This window comes from Thermomonas sp. (genome assembly GCF_035369645.1).
Classification (GTDB): domain Bacteria; phylum Pseudomonadota; class Gammaproteobacteria; order Xanthomonadales; family Xanthomonadaceae; genus Thermomonas.
In genome coordinates, this window is record NZ_DAOOUM010000023.1 from 1 (window position 1) to 23,550 (window position 23,550).

General features: G+C 60.2%; 19 protein-coding genes. 14 read left to right on the forward strand and 5 right to left on the reverse strand.

Annotated elements, in window-relative coordinates; genetic code table 11:
• The 9 genes from PK789_RS06025 to PK789_RS06065 all read left to right on the forward strand — a co-directional run.
• Positions 1–1,063: polysaccharide biosynthesis protein (locus PK789_RS06025; RefSeq protein WP_324307722.1), on the forward strand; the 1,063-nt coding region annotated here is incomplete at its 5' end.
• Complete coding sequence (gene wbjC, locus PK789_RS06030) at positions 1,063–2,175, forward strand: UDP-2-acetamido-2,6-beta-L-arabino-hexul-4-ose reductase (protein WP_324307723.1); 1,113 nt, start codon at positions 1,063–1,065, stop codon at positions 2,173–2,175. The genes PK789_RS06025 and wbjC, both read left to right, overlap by 1 nt.
• 60 nt (positions 2,176–2,235) lie before the next feature.
• Positions 2,236–2,466 carry an AbrB/MazE/SpoVT family DNA-binding domain-containing protein gene (locus PK789_RS06035; RefSeq protein ID WP_324307724.1) on the forward strand — a complete coding sequence of 77 codons (231 nt, stop codon included), beginning with the start codon at positions 2,236–2,238 and terminating at the stop codon, positions 2,464–2,466.
• On the forward strand, positions 2,456–2,899 hold the full coding sequence (locus tag PK789_RS06040; RefSeq protein ID WP_288968727.1) for a PIN domain-containing protein: 444 nt from the start codon (positions 2,456–2,458) through the stop codon (positions 2,897–2,899). The genes PK789_RS06035 and PK789_RS06040 overlap by 11 nt, the downstream gene beginning before the upstream one ends.
• Before the next feature lie 13 nt (positions 2,900–2,912).
• Positions 2,913–4,049 (forward strand): non-hydrolyzing UDP-N-acetylglucosamine 2-epimerase, encoded by a 1,137-nt coding sequence (gene wecB, locus PK789_RS06045; RefSeq protein ID WP_324307726.1) that lies wholly within the window; start codon positions 2,913–2,915, stop codon positions 4,047–4,049.
• Positions 4,049–5,254 (forward strand): glycosyltransferase family 4 protein, encoded by a 1,206-nt coding sequence (locus PK789_RS06050; protein ID WP_324307728.1) that lies wholly within the window; start codon positions 4,049–4,051, stop codon positions 5,252–5,254. Before wecB ends, PK789_RS06050 begins: the two co-directional genes overlap by 1 nt.
• 21 nt (positions 5,255–5,275) lie before the next feature.
• Complete coding sequence (locus tag PK789_RS06055; RefSeq protein WP_288968731.1) at positions 5,276–6,286, forward strand: NAD-dependent epimerase; 1,011 nt, start codon at positions 5,276–5,278, stop codon at positions 6,284–6,286.
• Between the two features lie 13 nt (positions 6,287–6,299).
• The gene (locus PK789_RS06060) at positions 6,300–7,397 is read left to right on the forward strand and encodes a nucleotidyltransferase family protein (RefSeq protein ID WP_324307730.1); all 1,098 of its coding nucleotides are present in this window, start codon (positions 6,300–6,302) and stop codon (positions 7,395–7,397) included.
• Positions 7,398–7,420: 23 nt separating this feature from the next.
• The gene (locus PK789_RS06065) at positions 7,421–9,067 is read left to right on the forward strand and encodes an ABC transporter ATP-binding protein (RefSeq protein ID WP_324307732.1); all 1,647 of its coding nucleotides are present in this window, start codon (positions 7,421–7,423) and stop codon (positions 9,065–9,067) included.
• Positions 9,068–9,102: 35 nt separating this feature from the next.
• On the opposite strand, the gene PK789_RS06070 is transcribed toward PK789_RS06065, so the two are convergent.
• A complete protein-coding gene (locus PK789_RS06070; RefSeq protein ID WP_288969524.1) occupies positions 9,103–9,798 on the reverse strand; it encodes a response regulator in 696 nt (231 codons plus the stop codon).
• A 33-nt stretch (positions 9,799–9,831) separates the two neighbouring features.
• Here PK789_RS06070 and PK789_RS06075 point away from each other — a divergent pair, with 33 nt between their 5' ends.
• Together PK789_RS06075 and PK789_RS06080 are read left to right on the forward strand one after the other, a co-directional pair.
• Positions 9,832–11,862, forward strand: coding sequence for a translocation/assembly module TamB domain-containing protein (locus PK789_RS06075; RefSeq protein WP_324307735.1), 2,031 nt, complete (start codon positions 9,832–9,834; stop codon positions 11,860–11,862).
• A 56-nt stretch (positions 11,863–11,918) separates the two neighbouring features.
• Positions 11,919–12,554 (forward strand): YdbL family probable chaperone protein, encoded by a 636-nt coding sequence (locus tag PK789_RS06080; RefSeq protein WP_324307737.1) that lies wholly within the window; start codon positions 11,919–11,921, stop codon positions 12,552–12,554.
• A 57-nt stretch (positions 12,555–12,611) separates the two neighbouring features.
• Here PK789_RS06080 and PK789_RS06085 read toward each other — a convergent pair whose 3' ends face one another.
• From PK789_RS06085 to PK789_RS06095, 3 genes are read right to left on the reverse strand one after another with little or no spacing between them, the layout of a single operon-like run.
• Complete coding sequence (locus tag PK789_RS06085; protein ID WP_324307739.1) at positions 12,612–14,372, reverse strand: ABC transporter transmembrane domain-containing protein; 1,761 nt, start codon at positions 14,370–14,372, stop codon at positions 12,612–12,614.
• A 22-nt stretch (positions 14,373–14,394) separates the two neighbouring features.
• Positions 14,395–15,240, reverse strand: coding sequence for a tetratricopeptide repeat protein (locus PK789_RS06090; protein WP_324307740.1), 846 nt, complete (start codon positions 15,238–15,240; stop codon positions 14,395–14,397).
• Positions 15,237–15,782: an RNA polymerase sigma factor gene (locus PK789_RS06095; protein ID WP_324307741.1), complete on the reverse strand. Its 546-nt coding sequence runs from the start codon at positions 15,780–15,782 to the stop codon at positions 15,237–15,239. Before PK789_RS06095 ends, PK789_RS06090 begins: the two co-directional genes overlap by 4 nt.
• Positions 15,783–15,961: 179 nt before the next feature.
• Here PK789_RS06095 and PK789_RS06100 point away from each other — a divergent pair, with 179 nt between their 5' ends.
• Positions 15,962–18,841: a bifunctional diguanylate cyclase/phosphodiesterase gene (locus tag PK789_RS06100; RefSeq protein ID WP_503011910.1), complete on the forward strand. Its 2,880-nt coding sequence runs from the start codon at positions 15,962–15,964 to the stop codon at positions 18,839–18,841.
• On the opposite strand, the gene xseA is transcribed toward PK789_RS06100, so the two are convergent.
• The gene (gene xseA, locus PK789_RS06105) at positions 18,829–20,172 is read right to left on the reverse strand and encodes an exodeoxyribonuclease VII large subunit (RefSeq protein WP_324307744.1); all 1,344 of its coding nucleotides are present in this window, start codon (positions 20,170–20,172) and stop codon (positions 18,829–18,831) included. The two genes, PK789_RS06100 and xseA, sit on opposite strands and share 13 nt — an antisense overlap.
• Positions 20,173–20,245: 73 nt before the next feature.
• Here xseA and ispG point away from each other — a divergent pair, with 73 nt between their 5' ends.
• Entirely contained in the window at positions 20,246–21,499 is a 1,254-nt protein-coding gene (gene ispG / locus PK789_RS06110) for a flavodoxin-dependent (E)-4-hydroxy-3-methylbut-2-enyl-diphosphate synthase (RefSeq protein WP_324307746.1), read from the forward strand.
• 60 nt (positions 21,500–21,559) lie between these two features.
• Entirely contained in the window at positions 21,560–23,524 is a 1,965-nt protein-coding gene (locus tag PK789_RS06115; protein WP_324307748.1) for an HD-GYP domain-containing protein, read from the forward strand.
• Positions 23,525–23,550 lie beyond the last annotated feature (26 nt).

The following is a 23,550-nucleotide window of genomic DNA, read 5'->3' on the forward strand; positions in this document are numbered from 1 at the left end:
ATGCAACAAAACTTTCTGGAGCAAATGGATGTTTGAAGGTAAGACCCTCCTCATCACCGGCGGCACCGGCTCGTTCGGCAACGCCGTGCTGCGCCGCTTCTTGCAAACCGATATCGGCGAGATCCGCATCTTCAGTCGTGATGAAAAGAAGCAGGACGACATGCGCAAGCGCTATGCGTCGGACAAGCTGAAGTTCTACATTGGCGATGTGCGTGACCCGGCCAGTGTGATGAGTGCGATGCGCGGGGTGGACTATGTGTTTCATGCGGCGGCGTTGAAGCAGGTGCCGTCGTGCGAGTTCCATCCGTTGGAGGCGGTCAAGACCAATGTGCTGGGCACCGAAAACGCCACCGAGGCGGCGGTGCAGTGCGGGGTCAAGCGGATGATCTGCCTGAGTACCGACAAGGCGGTGTATCCCATCAATGCGATGGGTATTTCCAAGGCGATGATGGAAAAAGTCTTTGTTGCCAAATCGCGCAATGTGGATCCGGCCAAAACCACCATCTGCGGCACGCGCTACGGCAATGTGATGGCCTCGCGTGGGTCGGTGATTCCGCTGTTCGTCAATCAGATCCATGCGGGGCAGCCGATCACCATCACCGATCCGGACATGACGCGTTTCATGATGACCTTGGACGATGCGGTGGACTTGGTGTTGTATGCCTTTGCGCATGGCAATAGCGGCGACATCTTTGTACAGAAGGCACCTGCGGCGACCATGCACACCTTGGCCGTAGCCTTGACGCAGTTGCTGGGCCGGCCTGATCACGAGGTGCGCATCATCGGCACCCGGCATGGCGAGAAGAAGCACGAAACCTTGCTCAGCCGCGAAGAAATGACCCAAGCTGAAGACTTGCCGGGGTACTTCCGGGTGCGCCCGGACTTGCGTGACCTGAACTATGGCAAGTTTGTGGAGCAAGGCGAGCAGCGCATCAGTGAGGCGCAGGATTACACCTCGGCCAACACCGAGCGTTTGGACGTGGAGGGCATGAAGGCCTTGTTGATGAAACTGGACTTCATCCGTGACTTGGTGGCGGGCCGCCCCGCGCTGCCGGTGGATTGATGATGCACGTACTGATCACCGGCGCCGACGGGTTTATCGGCAAAAATTTGCGGGTGGCGCTGGGTGAGCACGCCGCGTTCAGCGTGTTGCCCATCACCCGTGCCAGCAGTGATGCCGAGCTAGCCGCAGCGGTGGCGCAAGCCGATGCGGTGGTGCATTTGGCAGGCGTCAACCGGCCGCAAGACCCCGCTGAATTTGCTACTGGCAATGCCGACTTCACCGCGCGCTTATGCGCCTTGTTGACGCAGGACGGGCGTGCGCTGCCGGTCGCGTTTGCGTCGTCGGTGCAGGCGGTGCGCGACAACGCCTACGGCACCAGCAAGCGCGCGGCGGAAGCGCACTTGACGGCGTATGCCGATGCCACCGGTGCCGCCGTTGCGTTGTATCGTTTGGCCAATGTGTTTGGTAAATGGTCACGGCCCAATTACAACTCGGCAGTGGCCACGTTTTGCCACAACATTGCACGCGGCTTGCCAATCCGCATCGATGACCCGGCGGCGGCGCTGCAACTGGTGTACATCGACGATGTGGTGGCCGAGGTCGTGCGCTTTTTGCAGGCACCGGGGCAGGGTGCGCGGCAGTGGGATGCCGGGCCGGTGTACACCACCACCGTGGGCGAATTGGCGCGGCAAATTGAAGCGTTCAACGAGGTGCGCAATAGCTTGCTCAGCGAGCGCGTGGGCACCGGCTTGGTGCGCGCACTGTATGCCACCTATGTCAGCTTCCTGCCGCCCGAGGCCTTCAGCTACGGCGTGCCGAAACATGGCGATGCGCGTGGCGTGTTTGTGGAGATGCTGAAAACCCCGGATTGCGGGCAGTTTTCTTTTTTCACCGCGCACCCCGGCATCACCCGGGGTGGTCATTACCATCACAGCAAAACCGAAAAGTTTTTGGTGATCAATGGGCGCGCGCGCTACCGCTTCCGGCACCTGCTCACTGACGAGATGTTTGCCGTCGAAAGTGATGGCGATACGCCCTTGGTCGTGGACACCATCCCCGGCTGGGTGCACGACATCACCAATATCGGCGACGATACGTTGGTGGTGATGCTGTGGGCCAACGAAATCTTCGATAGACAGAAGCCGGATACGGTGGCGAGTACGCTTGCTTGACTTCGGTGCCGATCCTTGCAAGATATACGTTTCAATAATGTATATCTTGGGGTGCTGACCATGAAAGTCGCGAAATGGGGCAACAGCCTAGCTGTGCGTTTGCCTGCTGCGATGGTGGAGCGCCTGCAACTGGTGGATGGCGATGAAATCGAGGTTCGTGCGGATGATCCTCGTACCTTGACGGTCGCCAAGAAGCCGAGCATCGATGAGCTGTTCGCGCGGGTACGAAATCTGCGCGGGGCGATACCCAAGGGTTACGCATTCGATCGCGAACAGGCCAATGGACGCTGATCCATTCTTCGATAGCAACGTGCTGTTGTACCTGGTTTCGGAGGATTTGGCCAAAGCCAATCGTGCAGAGGCTTTGCTGGCAAGCGGCGGCACGATCAGTGTGCAGGTGCTCAACGAAGTGTCAAACGTCGCTGTGCGTAAGCACGGCATGACGTGGCTGCAGGTAGACACCTTGTTGCAACTGGTGCGGACACTGTGCCGGGTCGAACCATTGACCGAAATCACCTACGACCTGGGCCGACAATTGGCGGAGCGTTATCGGCTTTCCGTTTACGATGCCATGATCGTGGCAGCGGCACTGCTGGCCGGTACGGACACGCTGTACAGCGAAGACATGCACGACGGTTTGCTGATCGAGGAGCGGTTGCGCATTCGTAACCCGTTTCGCGCCCGTTCCGTGCAGGACGCCCTTGAAACACACCATGGTGGATGATGGACGCTAACGCATGAACACCCGCAAATTGAAAGTTGCCACGATTGTAGGGACCCGCCCGGAAATCATCCGCTTGTCGCGGGTATTGGCGGCGCTGGATCGCCATTGCGAGCATGTGCTGGTGCATACCGGGCAGAATTACGATTACGAATTGAACGGGATTTTTTTTGACGATCTCGGTATCCGCAAACCCGATGTATTTTTGGAGGCGGCCGGTGCCACCGGCGCGGAAACCATCGGCAAGGTCATCATCGCCGCTGATGCAGCGCTGGCCGCTATTCAACCAGATGCAGTGCTGGTGCTGGGCGACACCAATAGCTGCCTGGCGGTGATCCCGGCCAAGCGCCGCAAGATTCCCACCTTCCACATGGAGGCCGGCAATCGCTGCTTCGACATGCGCGTGCCCGAAGAAATCAACCGCCGGATTGTGGACCACACCGCCGATATCAACCTGACCTATAGCGATATCGCGCGGCAGTATTTATTGGCCGAAGGATTGCCGCCGGATCGCGTGATCAAGACCGGCAGCCCGATGTTTGAAGTGTTGAATCATTACGCGCCTGCGATTGCGAGTTCCGATGCATTGCAGCGTTTGGGTCTGACGGCGGGGCGCTACTTTGTGGTGAGTGCGCACCGCGAGGAAAATATCGAATCCGATCGCAACTTTGCCGGATTGGTGGAGATTCTCAATGCGGTGGCGGCGCGTTATGACATGCCGGTGGTGGTGTCCACGCATCCACGCACCCGCAAGCGCATCGACGCAATGGGGGTTCGCTTCCATCCACATGTGAGCTTGCTCAAGCCATTGGGCTTCAGCGATTACGTGCGCCTGCAACGCGATGCGTGGGCGGTGCTGTCCGATAGCGGCACGATCAACGAAGAGGCATCGGTGTTGAACTTCCGCGCACTCAATCTGCGCGATGCGCATGAGCGCCCCGAGGGCATGGAAGAAGCCGTCGTCATGCTCACCGGCATGCATGTGGAACGGGTGATGCAGTGCTTGAGCATCCTTGAAACCCAGCCCATGGGCGCAGACCGCCTGCTGCGGCAAGTGGCCGACTACAGCATGCCCAATGTGTCCGACAAGGTGGTGCGCATTCTTCACAGCCATGTGGATTATGTGAACCGGGTGGTCTGGAAGCGTTACTGATGCGGCTGTTGTTGGTGGCAGATACCTACCCGCCGGCGCGGATTTCCGGTGCGCTGCAAATGCGCGACATGGCCCACGCACTGGCGGCACAGGGACACCAGCCATTGGTGTTGACCCCCGCGCACAATGGCGCAGCCGGTTTGCAAACGATCGATGGCGTGCAGGTGTTGCGGGTACCCGCAGCCAGGACCAAGGATGTGCCGTATTGGCGACGCACCTTGGCCGAGCTGGTGTTGCCATGGGTGCTGCTGCGCGGGCTGCGCCGCAGTGCATTGCGTGATGTGCAGTGGGAGGGTGTGGTGTGGTATTCACCCACCATTTTTCTGGGCCCCCTGGTGAAGGCGATCAAGCGCAAACATGGGTGCCCGGCCTACCTCATCGTGCGTGACCTGTTTCCCGACTGGGCGGTGGATGCGGGGGTGCTGCGCAAGGGCGGGCTGGCGTATCGATGCTTCAAAGCGGTCGAGCGTTTTCAATATCGACAAGCCGACATCATCGGCGTGCAGACGCCTTCAAACGCGCCACTGGTGGCCAAGGACACACTGGGTGATGCGCGCATCACGGTGCTGCATAACTGGTTATCCGCACCCATTCCAAATACAGCGTTGCCCTCACCTGCGCTGGGTGCCTTGGAGGGGCGCGTCAACTTTGTCTATACCGGCAATATGGGTGTAGCGCAGGATATGGATGCGTTTGTCAGCTTGGCCCAGCGGATGCAAGATCGCAGCGATGTGGGCTTTGTGTTTGTCGGTCGCGGCAGCGAAACCGAGCGGTTGAAGTTGGTGGCGCAATCACTGCCCAATCTATTGGTGTTGGACGAAGTGGAACCTGCCGTATTGCCGGCATTGCTGGCGCGTTGCCACGTGGGGATTGTGGCCCTGCATCCGGCGCATCACACCCACAATATCCCCGGCAAGTTGCTGACGTATTTGCATGCAGGCCTGCCGGTACTGGCGCGGGTCAACCCCAACAACGACTTGCTGGGACTGGTGGAACACGAACAGGTGGGGCTGGTGGTCGCGGGGGACAGCGCCGCACTGCTGCATGCGCATGCTTTGCATTTGGTTGACGATGCCGCAATGCGCGCGCAGATGGGGCAAGCCGGGGTCGCGTTGGCTGCCCGCATGTTTTCTCCGCAAAGCGCCGCCCGCGAGGTGGCACAGCAGTTGGCAAACACCCGCAACACACAGATCACCCCCACGTAGAATGTGCGGATGGATACAAATATGAAGGTTCTAGTCACCGGCACCGCCGGTTTTATCGGCTCGCACGTCGCGCAGGTGTTGCTGGCACGTGGCGATACCGTCATCGGTATCGACAATCTCAACGACTACTACGATGTGACCTTGAAGCAGGCGCGACTGGCGCGCTTCAGCGGGCATCCAAATTACATCCATGTGCAGGCCGATCTGGCCGACCGCGCAGCGGTGGAACAGACGTTTGCGACGCATAAGCCTGATCGCGTAATCAATCTTGCCGCGCAGGCGGGGGTGCGTTACGCGGCGGAAAACCCGCATGTGTACGTGCAAAGCAACGTCACCGGCTTTTTGCATATTCTGGAAGGCTGCCGCCATCACGGTGTGCAGCACTTGGTGTATGCCTCCACCAGCTCGGTGTATGGCGCCAACACCAATATGCCGTTTTCAGAGCACAACGCTACCGAGCATCCGCTGACGCTGTACGCGGCCACCAAGAAAGCCAACGAGCAGATGGCGCACAGCTACGCGCATCTGTACGGTATCCCGACTACCGGCCTGCGGTTTTTCACCGTGTACGGGCCGTGGGGCCGCCCAGATATGGCGCTGTTTCTATTTACCAAAGCGATTCTGGATGGCCAGCCGATCCGCGTGTTCAATCACGGCAAGCACAAGCGCAGCTTCACCTATGTGGATGACATCGTGGAAGGCGTGATCCGCACATTGGATCAGGTGCCGGGCAAAAACCTGAACTGGAACAGCGCAAGCCCCGACCCTGCGACTAGCGGTGTGGCGCCGTATCGCATCTACAACATCGGCAATGAGCAGCCGGTGGAGTTGCTGCGTTATATCGAAGTGTTGGAGCAATGCCTTGGAAAGAAGGCAACGATGGAGTTGTTGCCATTGCAGGCCGGTGATGTGCCCGATACCGAGGCCGATGTGTCTGACCTGATTGCCAATGTGGGCTATCGCCCGCTGGTGCCAGTGGGGCAGGGCGTGGCCAATTTTGTGGCGTGGTATCGGGACTATTACCGGGTGTGATGCATTGACCACCGTGTCCACGCCAACGCTGCGGCAACGACTGGCAACAAGCCTGGTTACCGGCCAACTGCTGCTGGGTGATGACGATGCCAGCATCGCGCAATGGTTGGACCTCATCCAAGAGGAAGGCGTGCAGGCGCTGCTGGAAAAGCAACTGCGCACGTGTGGGCATTGGGATGCCCAACCACAGGCGTTGCGCGATGCATTGAGCAAGAACACCCGTGCCGCCTTGGTGCGCTCGATGCTGCAAGAGCAACAGCTGCATCAAATTGTAGATGCTGCGCGGCAGGCCGATGTTCGGGTCATGCTATTGAAAGGAAATGCGCTAGGCCTATGGCTATACGCCGACCCGTATCTGCGTGAAACCAGCGACATCGATCTGCTGTTTGCTTCAAAAGAGGAGTTAGGACGCGTTGTTGCGGCCTTGGCACCCCTGCACTACGTGGCCGAGCCTGATGCCGGCGCGTACAGCTACGAGCGCAAATGCATCTTGCAGGTGAATGGCAGCAAGCGCGGCGAATTGGATATGCACAGCCGCCTGCTCAATGCGCCACTGTATGCGGAACTATTGGATTTCGACACCCTTTGGCAAGCCGCAATCCCGCTGGGTTTCGACGCTGCGTACATGCGCGCATTGGGTGTCGAACACGCACTGGTGCATGCCTGCCTCAATCGTGCATTGAACATCCAGAACGCCGAGCCAGATCAGCTCAAGCTACTGTTTGATATCCACCTGCTGATGGCGCGGATGGATGCACAAGCATGGGCAGCCATCGTGGCGCTGGTCACGCACAAACGCATCTGTGGTGTGTGTTTGCGCTCGATCGAAGATGCAGCAACCATGTTTGGCACGAAATTACCCCCCTCGGTTATCGCTACGCTGCAACGCAATGCAGCAACAGAGCCACTGGATGCACGCCGCTTGCAAGATTGGCGGTACATGCAGTGGCAGAATTTCAAGGCGCTGCCCGGGGTCATGCCCAAGCTACGCTGGGTATGGATGCGGCTGTTTCCCAGCCATACGCAGTTGCAAACACTGTATGGCGATGGCCATCGGTTAGGGCTAATGGGGCGCAGACTGACGCGCCTTGTCTCACGCCAATCGCATTGATAAGTGAGAAGCTAGGTAAAGCAATGCACGAATCCAACAACAATCTGCCTAGGTTGAAAGCGTGGCTGCGGCCGCATACGTGGGCGTTGTTGCTCTGCGTGGGTCTGATGTTGGTGCAAAGCATGGCGACGCTGTTGCAGCCTTGGCTGGGGGGGCGGCTGGCGGACCGGCTGTTGCTTGGGGAAGGCATTGCGCGGCTGGCTTTGGTCTTGTTTGCGTTGGTGTGTGCGCAGGCATTGCTGGGTTATGTGGTGTCCGCGCAGTTGCAGCGGGTTTCTGGGCGTTTGCTGGCAGATGCTGGGGCGCAAGTGCATGCGCAGTTGCAGGCCCTGCCGCTGGCTTGGCACCAGCAGCGCCAGCGTGGAGATGTATTGGCGCTGATGACGGGAGATTTGCATCGCTTGAGTGGGTACGTCAGCGGGTTTTTGGTGCCGCTATTGCCACTGTTGCTGACATTGGCCGGGGCGCTGTTGATGATGTTCCGGTTGGCACCGGCGATTGCGCTGGCGATGGCGGTGTTGCTGCCGTTGCTGTTTGTGTTGATCAAACTGGCAGGCAGGGCGTTGCGACCCCTAGGGCATGCATCGATGCAGGCTTGGGCCGATTGGTATGCATCGGCGGAGCAAGGTCTGGAACTATTGCCACTGATCAAATCCAATGCGGCCAGCAATCGCGAAAATCTACAATTCGCTGCGCGCTGTGAGCATGTGTATCAAACCGAGCTGCGCCGGGTGATGTTGGAAGGTGCAATTTCGCCGGTGGTGCAAATACTGGGTGCCGGCACCGTTTTGCTATTGCTGGGGACGATGGGGGCGGCAGTGGTGCGCGATGGGATGGGCACGGGCACCTTGGTCAGCTTGTTTCTGTATGGGTTGGTCTTGATCAACCCGATCAGCCAGTTGGCCAATGTGTATGGTGCAACACAAAGCGTCCGGGGCGCAGCGCAACGCCTGCAGGCCGCGTTATCGGCAGCACCAGAAATCGACACCGGCACCCGCAGCGCACTGCCTGCTAACACGGCAATCACGTTTACCGGGCTTGACTTTGCCTACCCGGAGCGCGCGGTGCTGTTTCAAGGGTTCAACCTTGCGGTGGAACATGGCGAAACGATTGCGTTGACCGGTACCAATGGTGCTGGCAAGAGCACCTTGATTCATTTGCTCTTGCGCTTACTGGAGCCACAAGCAGGCACCATTGCGATTGGTGGCGTGGACGTGCGTGATTTTACGTTGACCGCGTTGCGTGAGCAGATTGGTTTGGTATCGCAACAGGTGCTGCTGTTCAACGCCAGCGTGCGCGACAACATTGCATATGGGCGGGTCGATGCCGATCCGTCAGCCATTGAGCGCGCTGCGCGGGCGGCGCGCGCGCATGATTTCATCTGTGGGTTGCCGGATGGCTACAACACCTTGGTGGGTGACAATGGCGTGCGTTTGTCGGGCGGTCAAAAGCAGCGATTGGCCTTGGCGCGCGCGTTGTTGAAAGACCCGCCCATCCTGATTTTGGATGAAGCCACCGCGATGTTTGACCCGGTGGGTGAGTTGGAGTTCATCGAAGCGTGCCGCGATGTATTGGCCAACCGCACGGTGATTTTGATCACCCATCGCCCCGCCAGTTTGGCCTTGGCCGATCGCATCGTGCGCTTGGATGGCGGGCAGGTTCAGGGATAAACAGCGGCCAAGTGCGCAGGTGATGCGCACCGATTTCAGCGCGGCATCAGGGTTTGTTGGACGGCGATATCCAGTGCATGTGTGGCGTCGGTATCTAGCGGGTCTGCACGCAGCGCATGTACTGCTTGGGCAAGTTGCGCCGCCCCCACAAAGCCGCAGCTGGCGGTGAGTTTGTGCAGCTCGGCACGCACGGCGGCGGCATCTGCCTGTTGGATGGCGGCGTGGATGCGCGCGTGTTGTTCGGGTAATTCTTGTAGGAACAAGCCGCGCAGCGCACTGACGTGGGCCGGGTTGCCGCCGACTGCTGCCAGCGCTTCGGCATCATTCCACAGGGCGGGGTGTGCGGCGGTAACAGTGGGCAAATGCCGTCGCAGCGCGGTATGTAGGCTGTCCATCGACATCGGTTTTTGCAGCACCTCCAAAAACCCTGCGGCATGCAGTTGTGCGCAAGCGGCGGCATCGGCATGGGCGGTATGCGCCAACGCTGGTGTGCAAATGCCACGGTGACGCAGGCGTTGCAGCAGGGTATCGCCACGCCCGTCGGGGAGATGGGCGTCGATCAACAGCAGATCGAAGCGGTGCTGGGTGCAGGCGTGTTCGGCATCGGCCACGCGACAGGCAAGCTGCACCGTTGCCGGCAAAGTGACTGCGGCATCGTGCAGGAAGCTGGCACTGACCGGGTCGTCCTCTACGATAAGTAGGCAGGCAAGCGCGGTGGGGCGTGGATTCATCGCAACGACCTCAATGGTTTGTATGCTGCACCCATGTCACGCCTGATGCTAACCCGTTATTTGCGCTTGTTGCCGATGCTGCTGCTATGGGTGGCACCGGCAACGCTGGCGCGGGAGTTGCGGATGCAAGTGGCCACGTTGCGCACGCCGGTCGCCACGCTGGAGCGCGTGCGCCTACAGCTGCACTGGGATGACCACGCGCAGCAAGGCCAGTTGCAGTTGTGGGCAGGCAAGGTCGATGCCGCCGGGCTGGGGTATCACTATCGAAATGTGCACTGGCAATGCCCGTTGCAACGCCGGCCCAATGCGGGGTGGCAGTGTGCAGGTGCGTTGCGTTCGGGGACATTGCCGCCGCTGCAACTGGCGGTGCAATGGGATGATGCCGCAACCCGCGCGCAACTGCGCCAAGGTCAAGCGCAATTGGCATTGGCGCGGGTGGCCGCAACCCCGGACGTGACCACCTTGATGTTGCACAAATTGCCCGTGGTGTGGGCACAGGCACTGATGGCACAGGCATGGCCGGTGGCGCGCCTGAAAGCGGGTGTGGTGGATGGACAGTTGCAGGTGCAAACGCCGACGGCGTTGCCTTTGCGCATGCTTGGCAAATTGCAGGTGACCGGGATGGGTCTGGACACCCGTGATGCCAGCATCGCCGGCGAGCAATTGACCGGGCGATTACAACTGGATTATCGCAGTACATCCACGCTGACCGATGTGCAGCTGGATGGGCAGTTGCAAGGGGGCGAATTTTTGGCCGGCAATACCTATGTCGCGCTGCCCACAACCCCTGTGACGGTGCACGTGGCGGCACACAAGACGGGCAGTGCGGGTTGGCAGATACCTAAAATCGAATGGCGCGATGGCGATGCATTGACCGCCAACGCCATGGTGCAGATGCACGCAGATGGCAGCGTGCAGGCACTGTCGGTGCAAGCGCATAGCGATGACATGACGCCATTGAAGCCACGGTACTTGTCAGGCTGGATGGGCGTGATGGGCATGGGCGATGTCACCCTGCATGGCGCATTGGATCTCGATGCGCAGGTCAATGCCGATGGCCTTGCTGCGGTGAATGCACAGCTGCATGGCGTGGATCTGCAAGACCCCAACGGGCGTTTTGTATTTGATGGCCTGCGCGGTGGCCTGCGGTATTCGGCAGGTGCGCCGGTGGAGAGCACCTTGCAGTGGCAGGGCGGCCAGTTGTATGGCTTGAAATTTGGTCCGGCAACATTGCCGTTCGCCAGCAGTGCTGGCCAGTTGCGCACACGCGCGGCGATTGCTGTGCCGATGATGGGTGGCACGCTGGGCTTGCGTGACGTGGTGATTCGCCCGCCGCAAGGCGAGCATGGCATGGACATCGGGTTTGGCCTGCAATTGGCAGCGATCGACTTTGGCAAGGTGTCGCAGGCGTTGGGTTTGCCGGCTTTCCAGGGCACGCTAGGCGGCAGCATTCCGCGTGCGCATTACGCGCAAGATCGGGTTGATTTTGAAGGCGGCCTGACTTTGCAATTGTTCGATGGCCGCGTGGCGTTTTCAGCGCTATCGCTGGAGCGCCCGTTCGGCACCGCGCCCAGCCTGAGTGCGGATATCGCCATGGATGATCTGGATTTACTGCGGCTGACCGAGGTGCTGGGTTTTGGCAGCATCAGTGGCAAATTGGACGGCAGGGTGACCGGCTTGCGCTTGGTGGATTGGACGCCGGTGGCATTTGATGCGCGCTTCATCACCGATGATGCCCCCGGGGTGCGCAAACGCATCAGTCAACGCGCGGTGCAAGATATCGGCAGTGTGGGCGGCAGCTCGTTTATTCAAACCTTGCAAGGCAAGGCGGTGGCGCTGTTCAAGGACTTTGGCTATCGCCGCATCGGCATCGGTTGCCATCTGGAAAATCAGATTTGCGCGATGAATGGCCTGCATTCAGCCGGCAACACTTTTACTATCGTGGAGGGAGCCGGTGTGCCCCGGCTCGATGTGGTGGGCTATAACCGTGCGGTGGACTGGGCCACCTTGGTAGAGCGGTTGCTGGCGGCCAGCAAAGGCGAGGTGGCACCGGTGATACATTGACCGCGATGGCGCAACGGCAAGCAAATCGACGCAATTTTGGATAAAGGAAACAAGTCATGAAGCAATGGATGGGTGTACCGGGGATGGGTGTACCGGTGGTGGGGGCGCTGCTGCTGAGTGCATGCGTGACGATCAATGTGTACTTCCCGGCAGCCGAGGCCAAGCAGGCAGCCAAGGAGTTTGTCGAAAAGGTCATCAACGAAGCAGACAAGGTGCAGATCAAGGAAACCCCCGCTGGCAGCGGTGGGATGGCTCTACAGGCACCGCGTGCGCGCTTTGATGTGTCGGGGTTTGACCCGTGGGTGTTGCTGGGGATTGGCAGCGCGCAGGCGCAGGCGGCACCCGACATCAGCATCAAGACACCTGCCATTCAAGCCATTCAATCGCGCATGGAGACTCGCTTTAACAGCAGCTTGCGGGCTGGGTTTGATAGTGGTGCGCTGGGGTTTACCGATGATGGTTTGGTCAGCGTGCGGGATGCCGCCAAAGTGGATTTGAAAGACCGCGTCGCGTTGAACACGGCGGTAGCCGACGACAACCGTGACCGCAAGGCGGTGTATCGCGAAGTGGCCGTTGCCAATGGTCATCCCGAATGGGAAGCCCAGATCCGTGGCGTATTTGCCAAGCAATGGATCAGCAGTGCGCGGCCCGGTTGGTGGTACCAAGCGGGCGGGGCGTGGAAGCAAAAATAAGAGGACAAAACGCCCGGTACCTGCCGGGCGTTTTGGTTGCAGTCAGGGGCACGCGTCTTAGTCCAAAAATTGCAATCTCGCCAGCTCTGCGTACAGCCCACCTTGCGCCAGCAATTCGCTGTGGGTGCCTTCGGCAACGATGCGGCCGTGGTCCAACACCACGATGCGGTCGGCCTTGAGCACGGTGGCCAAGCGGTGCGCCACCACCAATGTGGTGCGGCCCTGCATCAAGTGTTCCAGTGCATGCTGCACCGCGCGTTCGCTTTGCGCATCCAAGGCCGAGGTGGCCTCGTCCAGCAGCAAGATCGGCGCATTTTTCAACAAGGCGCGCGCAATCGCGATGCGCTGTTGCTGGCCACCGGACAGGCGTGCGCCACGCTCACCCAGTTCGCTGGCAAACCCTTCCGGTAAGGCATCCAGAAAGTCGGTGGCTTCGGCCAATTGCGCGGCGTGGCGCACCTGCGCATCGCTGGCGTCGAGCTTGCCGTAGCGGATATTGTCGGCGGCGCTGGCGGCAAAGATCACTGGCGCTTGTGGCACCAAGGCGATGGCCTCACGCAGTTGATCGGGCTGCACGTTGCGGATGTCGATGCCATCCAGCAATAGACGGCCTTGTTGCGGGTCATGAAAGCGCAGCAACAATGAAAACACCGTACTTTTGCCGGCACCGGAGGGGCCCACCAGGGCCACGGTTTCGCCGGGGCGCACGCGCAGGCTGAAGTTTTCCAGCGCGGCGGCATCCGGGCGTTGCGGATAATGGAAACACAAGTCTTCAAAGAGCAACTCACCACGCACCGGCACCGGCAATGCCTGTGGTTGCGCGGGCGCGGTGATGGCCGATTGTTCTTGCAGTAACTCATGGATGCGGCCCATCCCGCCGGCGGCTTTTTGCAGCTCGTTCCAGACTTCGGCCAGCGCCCCCACCGAGCCGCCACCAATCATCGCGTACATCACAAATTGCCCTAGCGCACCGGCGCTGAGGTGGCCATTGATGACATCGTGCGCACCGGACCACAGCACCACGATCACCGCGCCAAAAATCAGGCTGATGGCGACCGCGGTTACCATCGCTTGTGCGCCGATGCGCTTGCGTGCGGTTGCCACGGCGGTGGCCATGGCCTGGGCGTAACGACCGCGCTCATAGCCTTCGCGCGAGTGCGCTTGCACCGTGCGTACAGCGCCCAAGGCCTCGGTGGCCAAGGTGTTGGCATCGGCGATACGGTCTTGACTTGCGCGCGAGACTTTTTGAATCCGCCGTGCGCCGATGATGATGGGGGCCACGGCCAGTGGAATCCCCAGCAATGCCCATGCCGCCAACTTCGGGCTGGTGACAAACAACATCACCATCGAGCCGATCACGGTGACGCTGCTGCGCAGGGCCACCGACATGCTGGAGGCAATCACGCTGCGCAAGAGTTCGGCATCGGCAGTCAGGCGTGATACCAGCTCACCGCTGCGGCTGCGGTCATAAAAACCGGCATCCAGCCCCAAAAGGTGGGCATAGAGTTGGCTGCGCAGGTCGGCGACGACTTTTTCACCCAACAAGGTGACGAAGAAATAACGTGTGGCTGTGGCCAGCGCCAATGCCACGATGACCACCAGTACAAAGCCGAAGGTGCGATCGATATTGGCCCCGTTCTGGAAGCCGTGGTCGATCATCTGCCGGAATGCCACTGGCAAGCTCAAGGTGGCGGTGGACGAGGCGATCAGCGCCAGCAACCACGCCGCAAACAGGCCAAGATGCCGACGAATAAAGGGCCATAGGGCACGTAGAGAGCCGATGGGTGCTTTGGTGGGCACCGGAGCAGGTGAGTTCATGCGGCTATTTTAGCCCTAGCGGTCAATGTGACGCCGGATCACTGGAGGTGGGTTCCAAACCCCGCAGATCAGCGGGTAGGTTGGCCTGCGGATATCTGTGGCGGAACTCGGCCAAGCTGGCGCGGGCTTCGTCGGTTTTGCCCAGTTGTTGCAATTGGCGGATCCGCCGCAGCCAGGCATCGCGTGCGCTGGGGCTGGCCATGGTTGCCGGCGGCACGTCGTCCAACGGTGTGTCCGCGGCAGTGTCGGGGCTGGGTGCTGCTTGCAGTGTTTTGAGCTGTGCCGCGGGCCTGCGTGCCACGTTGGCATCCGCATCACGAGCTTGCTCGGCCACGGTGGCGGTTGCCGGCGCGGGTGCCGGGGGCGGCGGCGCTGGCGGCGGAGGCGTTGGGGCTTCTTGCACAAACGCACGTGGGGTTTGCAGTACGACGGGTGGGTCTTCGGGCGGTGGAGGTGGTGATTGCCGAACCCTAGGCGAGGGCTTATCGACGGCTGCAGGCGGGGGGCTTGCTGTACTGTTGGGCGATGGCACCGAAGCCGCTGCGGCGGGCTGTGTGGCTGCGGGTGGCGATGATGCAGGGGCGGTGGACTGCGGTGATGGCGTGGGTGACGCGATGGGAGCGGTGGGTTGCAGTTGCACGCGCCACGCCAAGCCCAGCGCAAGACACAACGATGCGGCCAATGCCAACGGGGTGGCCCAGCGTCGGCGGCGCGCTGGCGCAGAGGGCCGCAGCGCAGCAGCGTGCGCGGCACGCAGGATGCGCGCATCCAGTGCCGCATCCGGTGCATTGCGGCCATGCAGTTTTGGTAACTGCGCGGCCAGTACGCGTTCTTCATGACTTAGGGGCTCACGCGGGATTTGCGTCATGACAGTAATCTCGCGCGCAGTTTGTCCATTGCATAACGCAGGCGTGACTTCACCGTCTCGCGGCCGGCACCGGTAATGCTGCCGATTTCCTCCAGCGTCAGTTCCTGTTCCAAGCGCAACAGCAGTACTTCGCGTTGCTCGCTAGGGAGTTCATCCAGCGCCAGTTGCAACTGGCGGCGGCGTTCAAAATCAGACAAGACCCGCTCGGGTGTTTGTCCATCAGCAAGCCTGGCAAGGCGTTCGTCAGCATCGACAGGAGGGGGTGGGCGATGCTTGAGGCTACGCCAATGATCCCCTAGGCGGTGGTGGGCGATGGTGTACAGCCAGGCGCTGAAGCCGGCATCGGGTTGCCATTCGTTGCGTGCGGCAATCATTTTTTGCCATACGTCCTGAAATAACTCGTCGGCCAAGGCATTGTCGCGCAAGTGGCGTAGCAAATAGCGATAAAGTTTGAGTCGATGGCGTGCGTACAAGTGCTCGAATGCCGCACCGTCGCCGGCGGCATAGGCCAGCATCAGGGCTTCGTCACTGGTCTCAGGCATTTCCACCGGGTACAGCCTACGGGCAGGTGCCGCCAACGGGAAGGGGGCTGTAGTCTTCGCAACGGGGTAATAGGCAAGTGACATACCACGGTAAACGGATACACGGGTAAGTTGGGGTTACCTAAAACGGTGATGCGGAACATGGAATCCAAGCGCCGTTACAGGCAATATGCGCAAAGATGAACGCCACCTTGACCGCAATTCCCCGTACTTCTGCTGATCCCGCACCTCGGCGGCGCAAGGGTGCGTTTGCTGGAATTGCTGAACAAATGGCGCGCTTGTTGCCTATCGGAGCCCGTGTGCGGGTCGAATGGCAACATTCGACATTAGGCAAAGGCAGCGAATTGTTTGGTGCTGGCGAGCCCATTGATGGCGCGTTGCGGCTGCCATGGATTGGTCCCGAAGGTATTGCGCTGTGCGTGGTATTCAGCAGTCCACAACCGATGAGCCACGATGCCATCGAGCGCTGGATGCATATGGCGCGGTTGTTGGTGGAACAGGCAGCGCGGCTGGAGTTCGCCAATAGCAAAATCGACACTTTGCAGCGCTCTGAGCAACTGCGTGAGGCCTTGTACGAAATCGCCGATCTTGCCGGCAGTAATTTGCAACTCCCGGTGATGCTGCGCCGCGTGCATGCCATTGTGGGCGAGTTGATGTATGCCGAGAATTTTTACATCGTCCGCTACGATGATCGCCAGCAGACGATGCGGTTCATTTATTTTGTCGATCAACTCGACCCATTCGTGAATGACCCGGAACTGGAAATACCTGTCGCCGAAGCCGAAGACAGCCTGACGCTGCACTTGTTGCGATCCGGTGAAACCTTGCGCGGCCCTTCGAGGGCGCTGCGCGAAATGCATGGCATTTCGCATTCAGATACCAGTGGCCCCGACAGTGCGGATTGGTTGGGTGTGCCAATGAGCCGTGATGAACATGTCGCTGGTGCGTTGGTGGTACAGCATTACCTAGAGCCCAATGCTTATTCGGAAGATGACCGCATCTTGCTGGCGTTCGTGGCGCAGCACGTACTGACGACATTGGAGCGCCGCGAGGCCCGCAATCGGCTGGAGGTGCGCGTGGCGGAGCGCACCGCTGAATTGCAGCGAACCAATGAAGATCTGAAAGCAGAGGTATTTGAACGCAAACGCATCCAGAACATCCAGCGTGCGCTGTTTCGCATTGCGGAATTGTCGATGACCAGCGAGAGTCTTAGGCATTTTTATGCCGAGGTTCACGAGGCTGTCAGTGGCTTGTTGTATGCGCGAAATTTTTACATTGCCACACTGTCCGAAGACGGCAGCATGTTGGAGTTCCCGTACTCGGTGGACGAGCGTGACCAGGAACGCCAGCCACGCAAGCCAGCCGACGGTTTGACCGAATATGTCCTGAGCACGGGCAAGCCGATGTTGGCCGATCGGGAGCTTATCGCGTCGCTACAAGCCGAGGGCAAGGTGCGTGGGCATGGCAGTCTGGCGCAATGCTGGCTGGGCGTGCCGCTCATGCGGGAGGATAAAGTTGTTGGCGTGATCGCGGTGCAAAGTTATTCGCGCGATGTCATGTTCAACTACCGTGACCAAGATCTGCTGACCTTCGTTGCCATTCATATCGGCAGTGGTTTGGCCCGCAAACTGGCGCAGGAGCGCTTGATGCAGGCGCACTCCAGTCTGGAGCAACGGGTCAGTGAACGTACCCGCGAACTGGCCGAAGCCAATGCGGAGCTGGTGGAGCAGATCGGTGAGCGCCTACGTGCTGAACGTAAATTGATTCATCAGGCCACCCATGACGTGTTGACTGGCCTGCCCAACCGCGTGCAATTGTTGGAGCGACTGACGCACGCGATCACGGTAGCAAGCCATCACCCGGAGGCGTGCTTCGCCGTGCTGTTCATGGATCTGGACCGCTTCAAGCTGGTCAACGACAGCGTGGGTCATGCGGTGGGCGATGAGTTGCTGATCGAGGTGGGGCGTCGCATCGTTGGCAGCGTGCGCAGCAGCGACATGGTCTCGCGTTTGGGTGGCGATGAATTCGCCATCCTTGCAGAAGGCTTGGATGGCCCGGAAATGGCGGAAGAATTGGCCAACCGGGTATTGGCGTCGCTATCCATTCCGGTGTGGGTTGCCGGGCGCGAATTGTATCCGGGGGCCAGTATCGGGATTGCGGTCTGGCATTCGCGCTATCGCAGCGGCGAAGAAATGTTGCGCGATGCCGATGCCGCGATGTATCGCGCCAAGAGTGATGGCCGCGATCGTTGTGCGATGTTCGATGAACAGATGCATCGTGAGGCCATTCGTAGCTTGGATTTGGAAACCGACTTGCGGCGCGCCATTCAGGCCGAAAATTTCCTGCCGTATTACCAACCAATCGTAAGCATGCAAACCGGGGCAACAGTGGGCTTTGAGGCTTTGCTGCGCTGGCAGCACGAGCAACAGGGTTTGCTCACCCCCGGGGATTTTTTGGATGTAGGCGAAGAAAGCGGCTTGATCGAGCAAATCGACTGGCTGATGTACGCGCGGGTAATCACGGATATGGCGCAGCACGCGCTGCCGGGATATGTGGCCATCAATGTGTCGCCACGACATTTCCGGGTGCCTGATTTTGCCAACCGGTTGCTGGCGCTGCTGGAGCTGCATGCGGTGGAGCCTGCGCGCCTGCGGGTGGAAATCACCGAAGTGGCCTTGCTGGACGATGCGCCGCGCACACTGGAATGCTTGGATCTGTTACGTCGGCACGGTGTTTTGGCGCAGTTGGATGATTTTGGCACCGGCTTTTCGGCGCTGTCTTACTTGCATCGCTTCCCGATTGCCAGCCTCAAAATTGATCGCAGTTTTGTGGCCGGACTGGATGGCGAAGCCAGTACCGAAAGCGTGGCCGTGATCCGCGCCATCGTGGCATTGGCCAATAGTCTGGGCATCGAGCAAATCGCCGAAGGCGTAGAAACGCAGCAGCAACGTGACCGCCTCAGTGAGCTGGGCTGCACCTATGCGCAAGGCTTCCTGTACAGCCTGCCGTCCCCCTTGTCGGGTGAGGGCTTGATGGCGCTACCCGATCAGGTGGTATAGCGCACGTCCAACACCTGCAAGCGCAGCTGACCATCACTGATGCGCGCATGCAATGTGTCACCTGGCTGGGTGTCATCGGCTTTGCGGACGATGCGCCCGTGTTCTTGCTGCAAAATGCTATAGCCACGCGCCACCGTCGCCAGTGGGCTGATGGCATGCAGTGAGCGCGCCAGCCCGCGCAGGTGCAAAGCCTCACGCTGTAACCGTTGTGCAATCAGGGCTTGCGGGCGTTGTTGCAGCTGCACGAGGCGTTCGCGCAAGTGCGCGATGTGCTGCTGTGGATGGCGGGCGCGGAGCACGCCGTTTGCATGGCGCAAGGTGGCAGCATGCAAGGCCAGTTGCCGCACCAGCACTGCATCCAGCTGCATGCGCAGTTGCTGTGCGCGCAGTGCTTGCGCCTTCAGGTGGGCCTGTGGGCGGCAAGCTTGCAAGCGCAAAAATGCACGATCGGCACGCTGCATGCCCTGCTGTAATACGTGGGTTTGGCGAGCCTGTAACTGCCGATGCAGCGTGCGCGCATGGGTGGCCAGCGTGGTGGCATCGGGGGTCAATAATTCAGCCGCAGCGGACGGTGTCGGTGCGCGCAAGTCGGCAGCAAAATCGCTGAGTGAAAAATCGGTTTCGTGCCCGATCGCCGACACTACCGGTGTGGTGCACGCTGCAATCGTGCGTGCAAGGGCTTCGTCATTGAATGCCCACAAATCTTCCAATGAGCCACCACCACGCGCCAACACCAGCACGTCATAGCGGCCGCTGGCGTCGGCACGCAGTAGCATGTCGCGGATCTGGGCGGCGGCCACATCACCCTGTACCGGCACCGGTAGCAGTTCCACATCGAGCAGCGGAAAGCGTCGCCGCAGGACGCTGATGATGTCGCGGATGACTGCACCAGATGGCGATGTGAGCACGGCGATACGGTGTGGAAATGCGGGTAGTGAACGCTTGCGTTCGGCAGCAAACACGCCCTCGGCTTGCAGCTTGGCCAGCAACGCGTCATAGGCACGACGCAGCGCGCCTTCGCCGGCCTCTTCCATGGTGTCCAGCACCATTTGGTAATCGCCGCGTGCTTCGTACACGGTCAAGCGGCCACGCACCACCACCTGCATGCCTTCGCGGGGGATGAACTTCAGCCATTGGCTCTTGGGTTTGAACAGCGCGCAACGCACCTGCGCGCGGGCATCTTTCAACGTAAAATACACATGCCCCGAACTTGGCCGCGCCAGATTGCCAATTTCACCTTCCACCAGCACATTGGGGAAGCTGCCTTCCAGCAGGTCGCGGGCCAAAGTGTTGAGCTGGGCGGGGGTGAGGATGCGGTCATCGCGAGTCATGGCGATAGGATACGGCGCAAACACGCGATTTACGCTTAGCCATACACGTTATGGCTAAGCGTAAAATGGCGGCATGACCACCCATATTCCTGACCGCTTTGGTCCACTTTCCCGTCGTTTGACCCGTTCCGTTGCCATTGGCGGGGTGCAGGTTGGTGGCGGCGCGCCCGTGGTGGTGCAGTCGATGACCAATACCGACACCGCCGATGTGGCGTCCACCGCCAAGCAGATTGGCGAGTTATGGCGTGCCGGCAGCGAGCTGGTGCGGATCACCGTGAATACCGCCGAGGCCGCCGCCGCCGTACCGCGCATCGTGGAACGGTTGGCGATGATGGGCGTGAACGTGCCCATCATCGGCGACTTTCACTACAACGGGCATACCCTGCTGGCCGGCGAGCCAGCCTGCGCGCAGGCGCTGGCCAAATACCGCATCAACCCCGGCAATGTGGGCTTCGGCAAAAAAAAAGACACCCAGTTTGCGCAGTTGATCGAGTTCGCCATTCGCTACGGCAAGCCGGTGCGCATCGGGGCCAATTGGGGCTCGCTGGATCAAGCATTGGCGGCGCGTTTGATGGACGAAAACGCACAACGCACCGCGCCTTGGGATGCCGGCCGGGTGATGCGCGAGGCGTTGATTTTATCGGCACTGGAATCCGCGCAGCGGGCGGTGGCGTTGGGCTTGCCGGCCGAGCGCATCATTTTGAGTGCAAAAGTTTCTGGCGTGCAGGAGCTGGTGGCGGTGTATCGCGACTTGGCCGCGCGCAGCGATTTTGCCTTGCATCTGGGCCTGACCGAAGCCGGCATTGGCAGCAAAGGTATTGTGGCGTCCAGTGCCGCGCTGGGCGTGCTGCTGCAAGAAGGCATCGGCGACACCATTCGCATTTCGCTGACGCCGGAGCCAGGGGCCTCACGCACGCAGGAAGTCATCGTCGCCCAAGAATTGCTGCAAACCATGGGCCTGCGCGCCTTCACGCCGATGGTCACCGCCTGCCCAGGGTGTGGTCGCACCACCTCGGAATTTTTTCAAGAATTGGCGAAGGTGGTGCAAGAACACGTCCGCGCGAAGATGCCGGAATGGAAAATCAGTCACCCGGGTGCTGAAAACATGACGCTGGCGGTGATGGGCTGCGTGGTCAACGGGCCGGGTGAATCGCGTCACGCCAATATTGGCATTTCGCTACCAGGCACGGGCGAAGCGCCTTCGGCACCGGTGTTTGTGGATGGTGAAAAGTCGGTGACGCTGCGCGGCGACAACATTGCCCACGAGTTTGTTGCGCTGATCGACGCCTATGTGGAGACGCACTACGCCTTGAACGTACCGGCATGACCTTTTCCTGCGGCTGATTACGTTAGTATTCAAGGAGCCAGAGACGTCGGGGGGACGAGGATGGAAGCCAAGCGCACCAGCGCGCCGCTCTATCTGCACATCACGTTGTTGCCACTTGGTTTAGTGGCGGCCACCGCGGTGGTGTTGCGCTGGTTTCAAGATATGGTGCCAGGCTTGTGGGAATTTGCGGTGCTAGTCGCAATTGCCGCATTGCTCATTTTGCTGATGGCGCGGCGTATTTCCGCACCGCTGACACGCTTGGCGCATGAGGCAGAAGCCGTGCGCCGTTTTGATTTCACCGATCACCCGGTCATTCGCTCGTCGGTGCGTGAAATCGAGGAGCTGGCCGCAGGGTTTGATTTGATGCGTGATGCGATCCGGCGTTTTTTGCGGATCAACCGCCGCCTGGCCACCGAGACCGATTTTGACGCACTGCGTCCGTGGCTGTTGGACAAGCTGGTGGACATTGCCGGTGCGCGCGGTGGCTTGTTGTACTTGGCCGATGCATCCGGTGAAGAGCTGCGCGCAGCGGCGCTGGATGTGGAAGGAGGTAAAGCCAAACCTGCGCCGGACTTGCCACCATTGGATCCGCACGCGATGCCTGAGGCAATGGCCCGCGCGCGTGCCTATTTGCAGCGTGTCAGCAGCCGTTTGACACCGGATGAATTGACCGTGCTGGGGGTGGATGCACGCTTTGCCGATGCGTCGGCCCTGGTGGTGCCGTTGCTGGATCGCCGCGAGTCGCTGCTGGGCATGCTGGTGTTGTTCAAAGATGGCGAGGTGGATGCCACCAGCGCCAGCTTCATCGAAGCACTGGCCGCCAGCGCCGCCACCGCGCTGGAAACCCAGGAACTTTTGCGTGCGCAGAAAGCCATGGTGGACGCCACCATCCGCATGGTTGCCGATGCCATCGACGCCAAAAGCCCATACACCGGCGGGCATTGCACGCGGGTGCCGGAGTTGACCTTCATGCTGGCGCGCGCGGCCTGCGATAAAACCGAGGGGCCGTTTGCCGGTTACGGCTTGGACGAAGAACAGTGGGAAGCGCTGTACATCGCCGGTTGGTTGCACGATTGCGGCAAAGTCACCACCCCCGAGTACGTGGTGGACAAGGCCACCAAGTTGGAGACGGTGCACAACCGCATCCACGAAATCCGCACCCGTTTTGAAGTGCTCAAGCGCGATGCCGAGATCGTGTATTGGCGCGGGTTGGCGCAAGCTGGCGACGAGCCCAGCCTGCGCGCGCAACGCGATGCATTGCTACAGCAGTTGGATGAAGAATTTGCATTCGTCGCCAGTTGCAATGTGGGTAGCGAATATATGTCAGACGACAAGGTGCAGCGTCTGCATGCCATCGGTGCACGGCGTTGGCAGCGCACTTTGGATGACCGCTTGGGGCTGTCGCGCGATGAGCTTGCGCGTCGGCAAACGCCCGCCGCCACGTTGCCGGTGGACGAGTGGCTATTGGCCGACAAACCCGAGCACCGCATCCCGCGCCCGCCTTCCGAACACATCCCAGAGGACAGCCATTGGGGCTTTGCGATGGATGTGCCGGAGCTGTTATACCACCACGGTGAGTTGCATAACCTCGGCATCCGCCGCGGCACCTTGACCGAAGAAGAACGCTACAAGATCAACCAACATATCGTGTTGACCATCACCATGCTGGCGGCGTTGCCGCTGCCCAAGCATTTGCGGCGGGTACCTGAAATTGCCGGTGGCCATCACGAAAAATTGGACGGCACCGGCTACCCGCGCCGCCTCAACGCCGAACAGTTATGCACCGAGGCCAGAATGATGGCGATCGCCGATATTTTTGAAGCACTGACCGCCGCCGATCGCCCCTACAAACCCGGTAAAACCTTGGCCGAAGCGCTGTCGATCATGGCCAAGATGTGCCGCGAGCAGCACTTGGACCCCGATTTGTTTGCGTTGTTTTTGCACTCGGGCGTGTACCGCGAGTATGCCGAAAAATACCTAAGCGCCGACCAACTGGCGGCCGTGCGCATCGAGGATTATTTGTAACCAGACTGCGGCGTCGTTTGCGATGT

Coding starts and splice junctions, on each gene's coding strand:
- PK789_RS06065 (WP_324307732.1), top strand. CDS start 7,421: ATGCACGAATCCAACAACAATCTGCCTAGGTTGAAAGCGTGGCTGCGG.
- PK789_RS06095 (WP_324307741.1), bottom strand. CDS start 15,782: ATGCCTGAGACCAGTGACGAAGCCCTGATGCTGGCCTATGCCGCCGGC.
- ispG (WP_324307746.1), top strand. CDS start 20,246: ATGACCACCCATATTCCTGACCGCTTTGGTCCACTTTCCCGTCGTTTG.
- xseA (WP_324307744.1), bottom strand. CDS start 20,172: ATGACTCGCGATGACCGCATCCTCACCCCCGCCCAGCTCAACACTTTG.
- PK789_RS06085 (WP_324307739.1), bottom strand. CDS start 14,372: ATGAACTCACCTGCTCCGGTGCCCACCAAAGCACCCATCGGCTCTCTA.
- PK789_RS06080 (WP_324307737.1), top strand. CDS start 11,919: ATGAAGCAATGGATGGGTGTACCGGGGATGGGTGTACCGGTGGTGGGG.
- PK789_RS06035 (WP_324307724.1), top strand. CDS start 2,236: ATGAAAGTCGCGAAATGGGGCAACAGCCTAGCTGTGCGTTTGCCTGCT.
- PK789_RS06050 (WP_324307728.1), top strand. CDS start 4,049: ATGCGGCTGTTGTTGGTGGCAGATACCTACCCGCCGGCGCGGATTTCC.
- PK789_RS06040 (WP_288968727.1), top strand. CDS start 2,456: ATGGACGCTGATCCATTCTTCGATAGCAACGTGCTGTTGTACCTGGTT.
- PK789_RS06070 (WP_288969524.1), bottom strand. CDS start 9,798: ATGAATCCACGCCCCACCGCGCTTGCCTGCCTACTTATCGTAGAGGAC.
- wbjC (WP_324307723.1), top strand. CDS start 1,063: ATGATGCACGTACTGATCACCGGCGCCGACGGGTTTATCGGCAAAAAT.
- PK789_RS06055 (WP_288968731.1), top strand. CDS start 5,276: ATGAAGGTTCTAGTCACCGGCACCGCCGGTTTTATCGGCTCGCACGTC.
- PK789_RS06090 (WP_324307740.1), bottom strand. CDS start 15,240: ATGACGCAAATCCCGCGTGAGCCCCTAAGTCATGAAGAACGCGTACTG.
- PK789_RS06115 (WP_324307748.1), top strand. CDS start 21,560: ATGGAAGCCAAGCGCACCAGCGCGCCGCTCTATCTGCACATCACGTTG.
- PK789_RS06075 (WP_324307735.1), top strand. CDS start 9,832: ATGTCACGCCTGATGCTAACCCGTTATTTGCGCTTGTTGCCGATGCTG.
- wecB (WP_324307726.1), top strand. CDS start 2,913: ATGAACACCCGCAAATTGAAAGTTGCCACGATTGTAGGGACCCGCCCG.
- PK789_RS06100 (WP_503011910.1), top strand. CDS start 15,962: ATGAACGCCACCTTGACCGCAATTCCCCGTACTTCTGCTGATCCCGCA.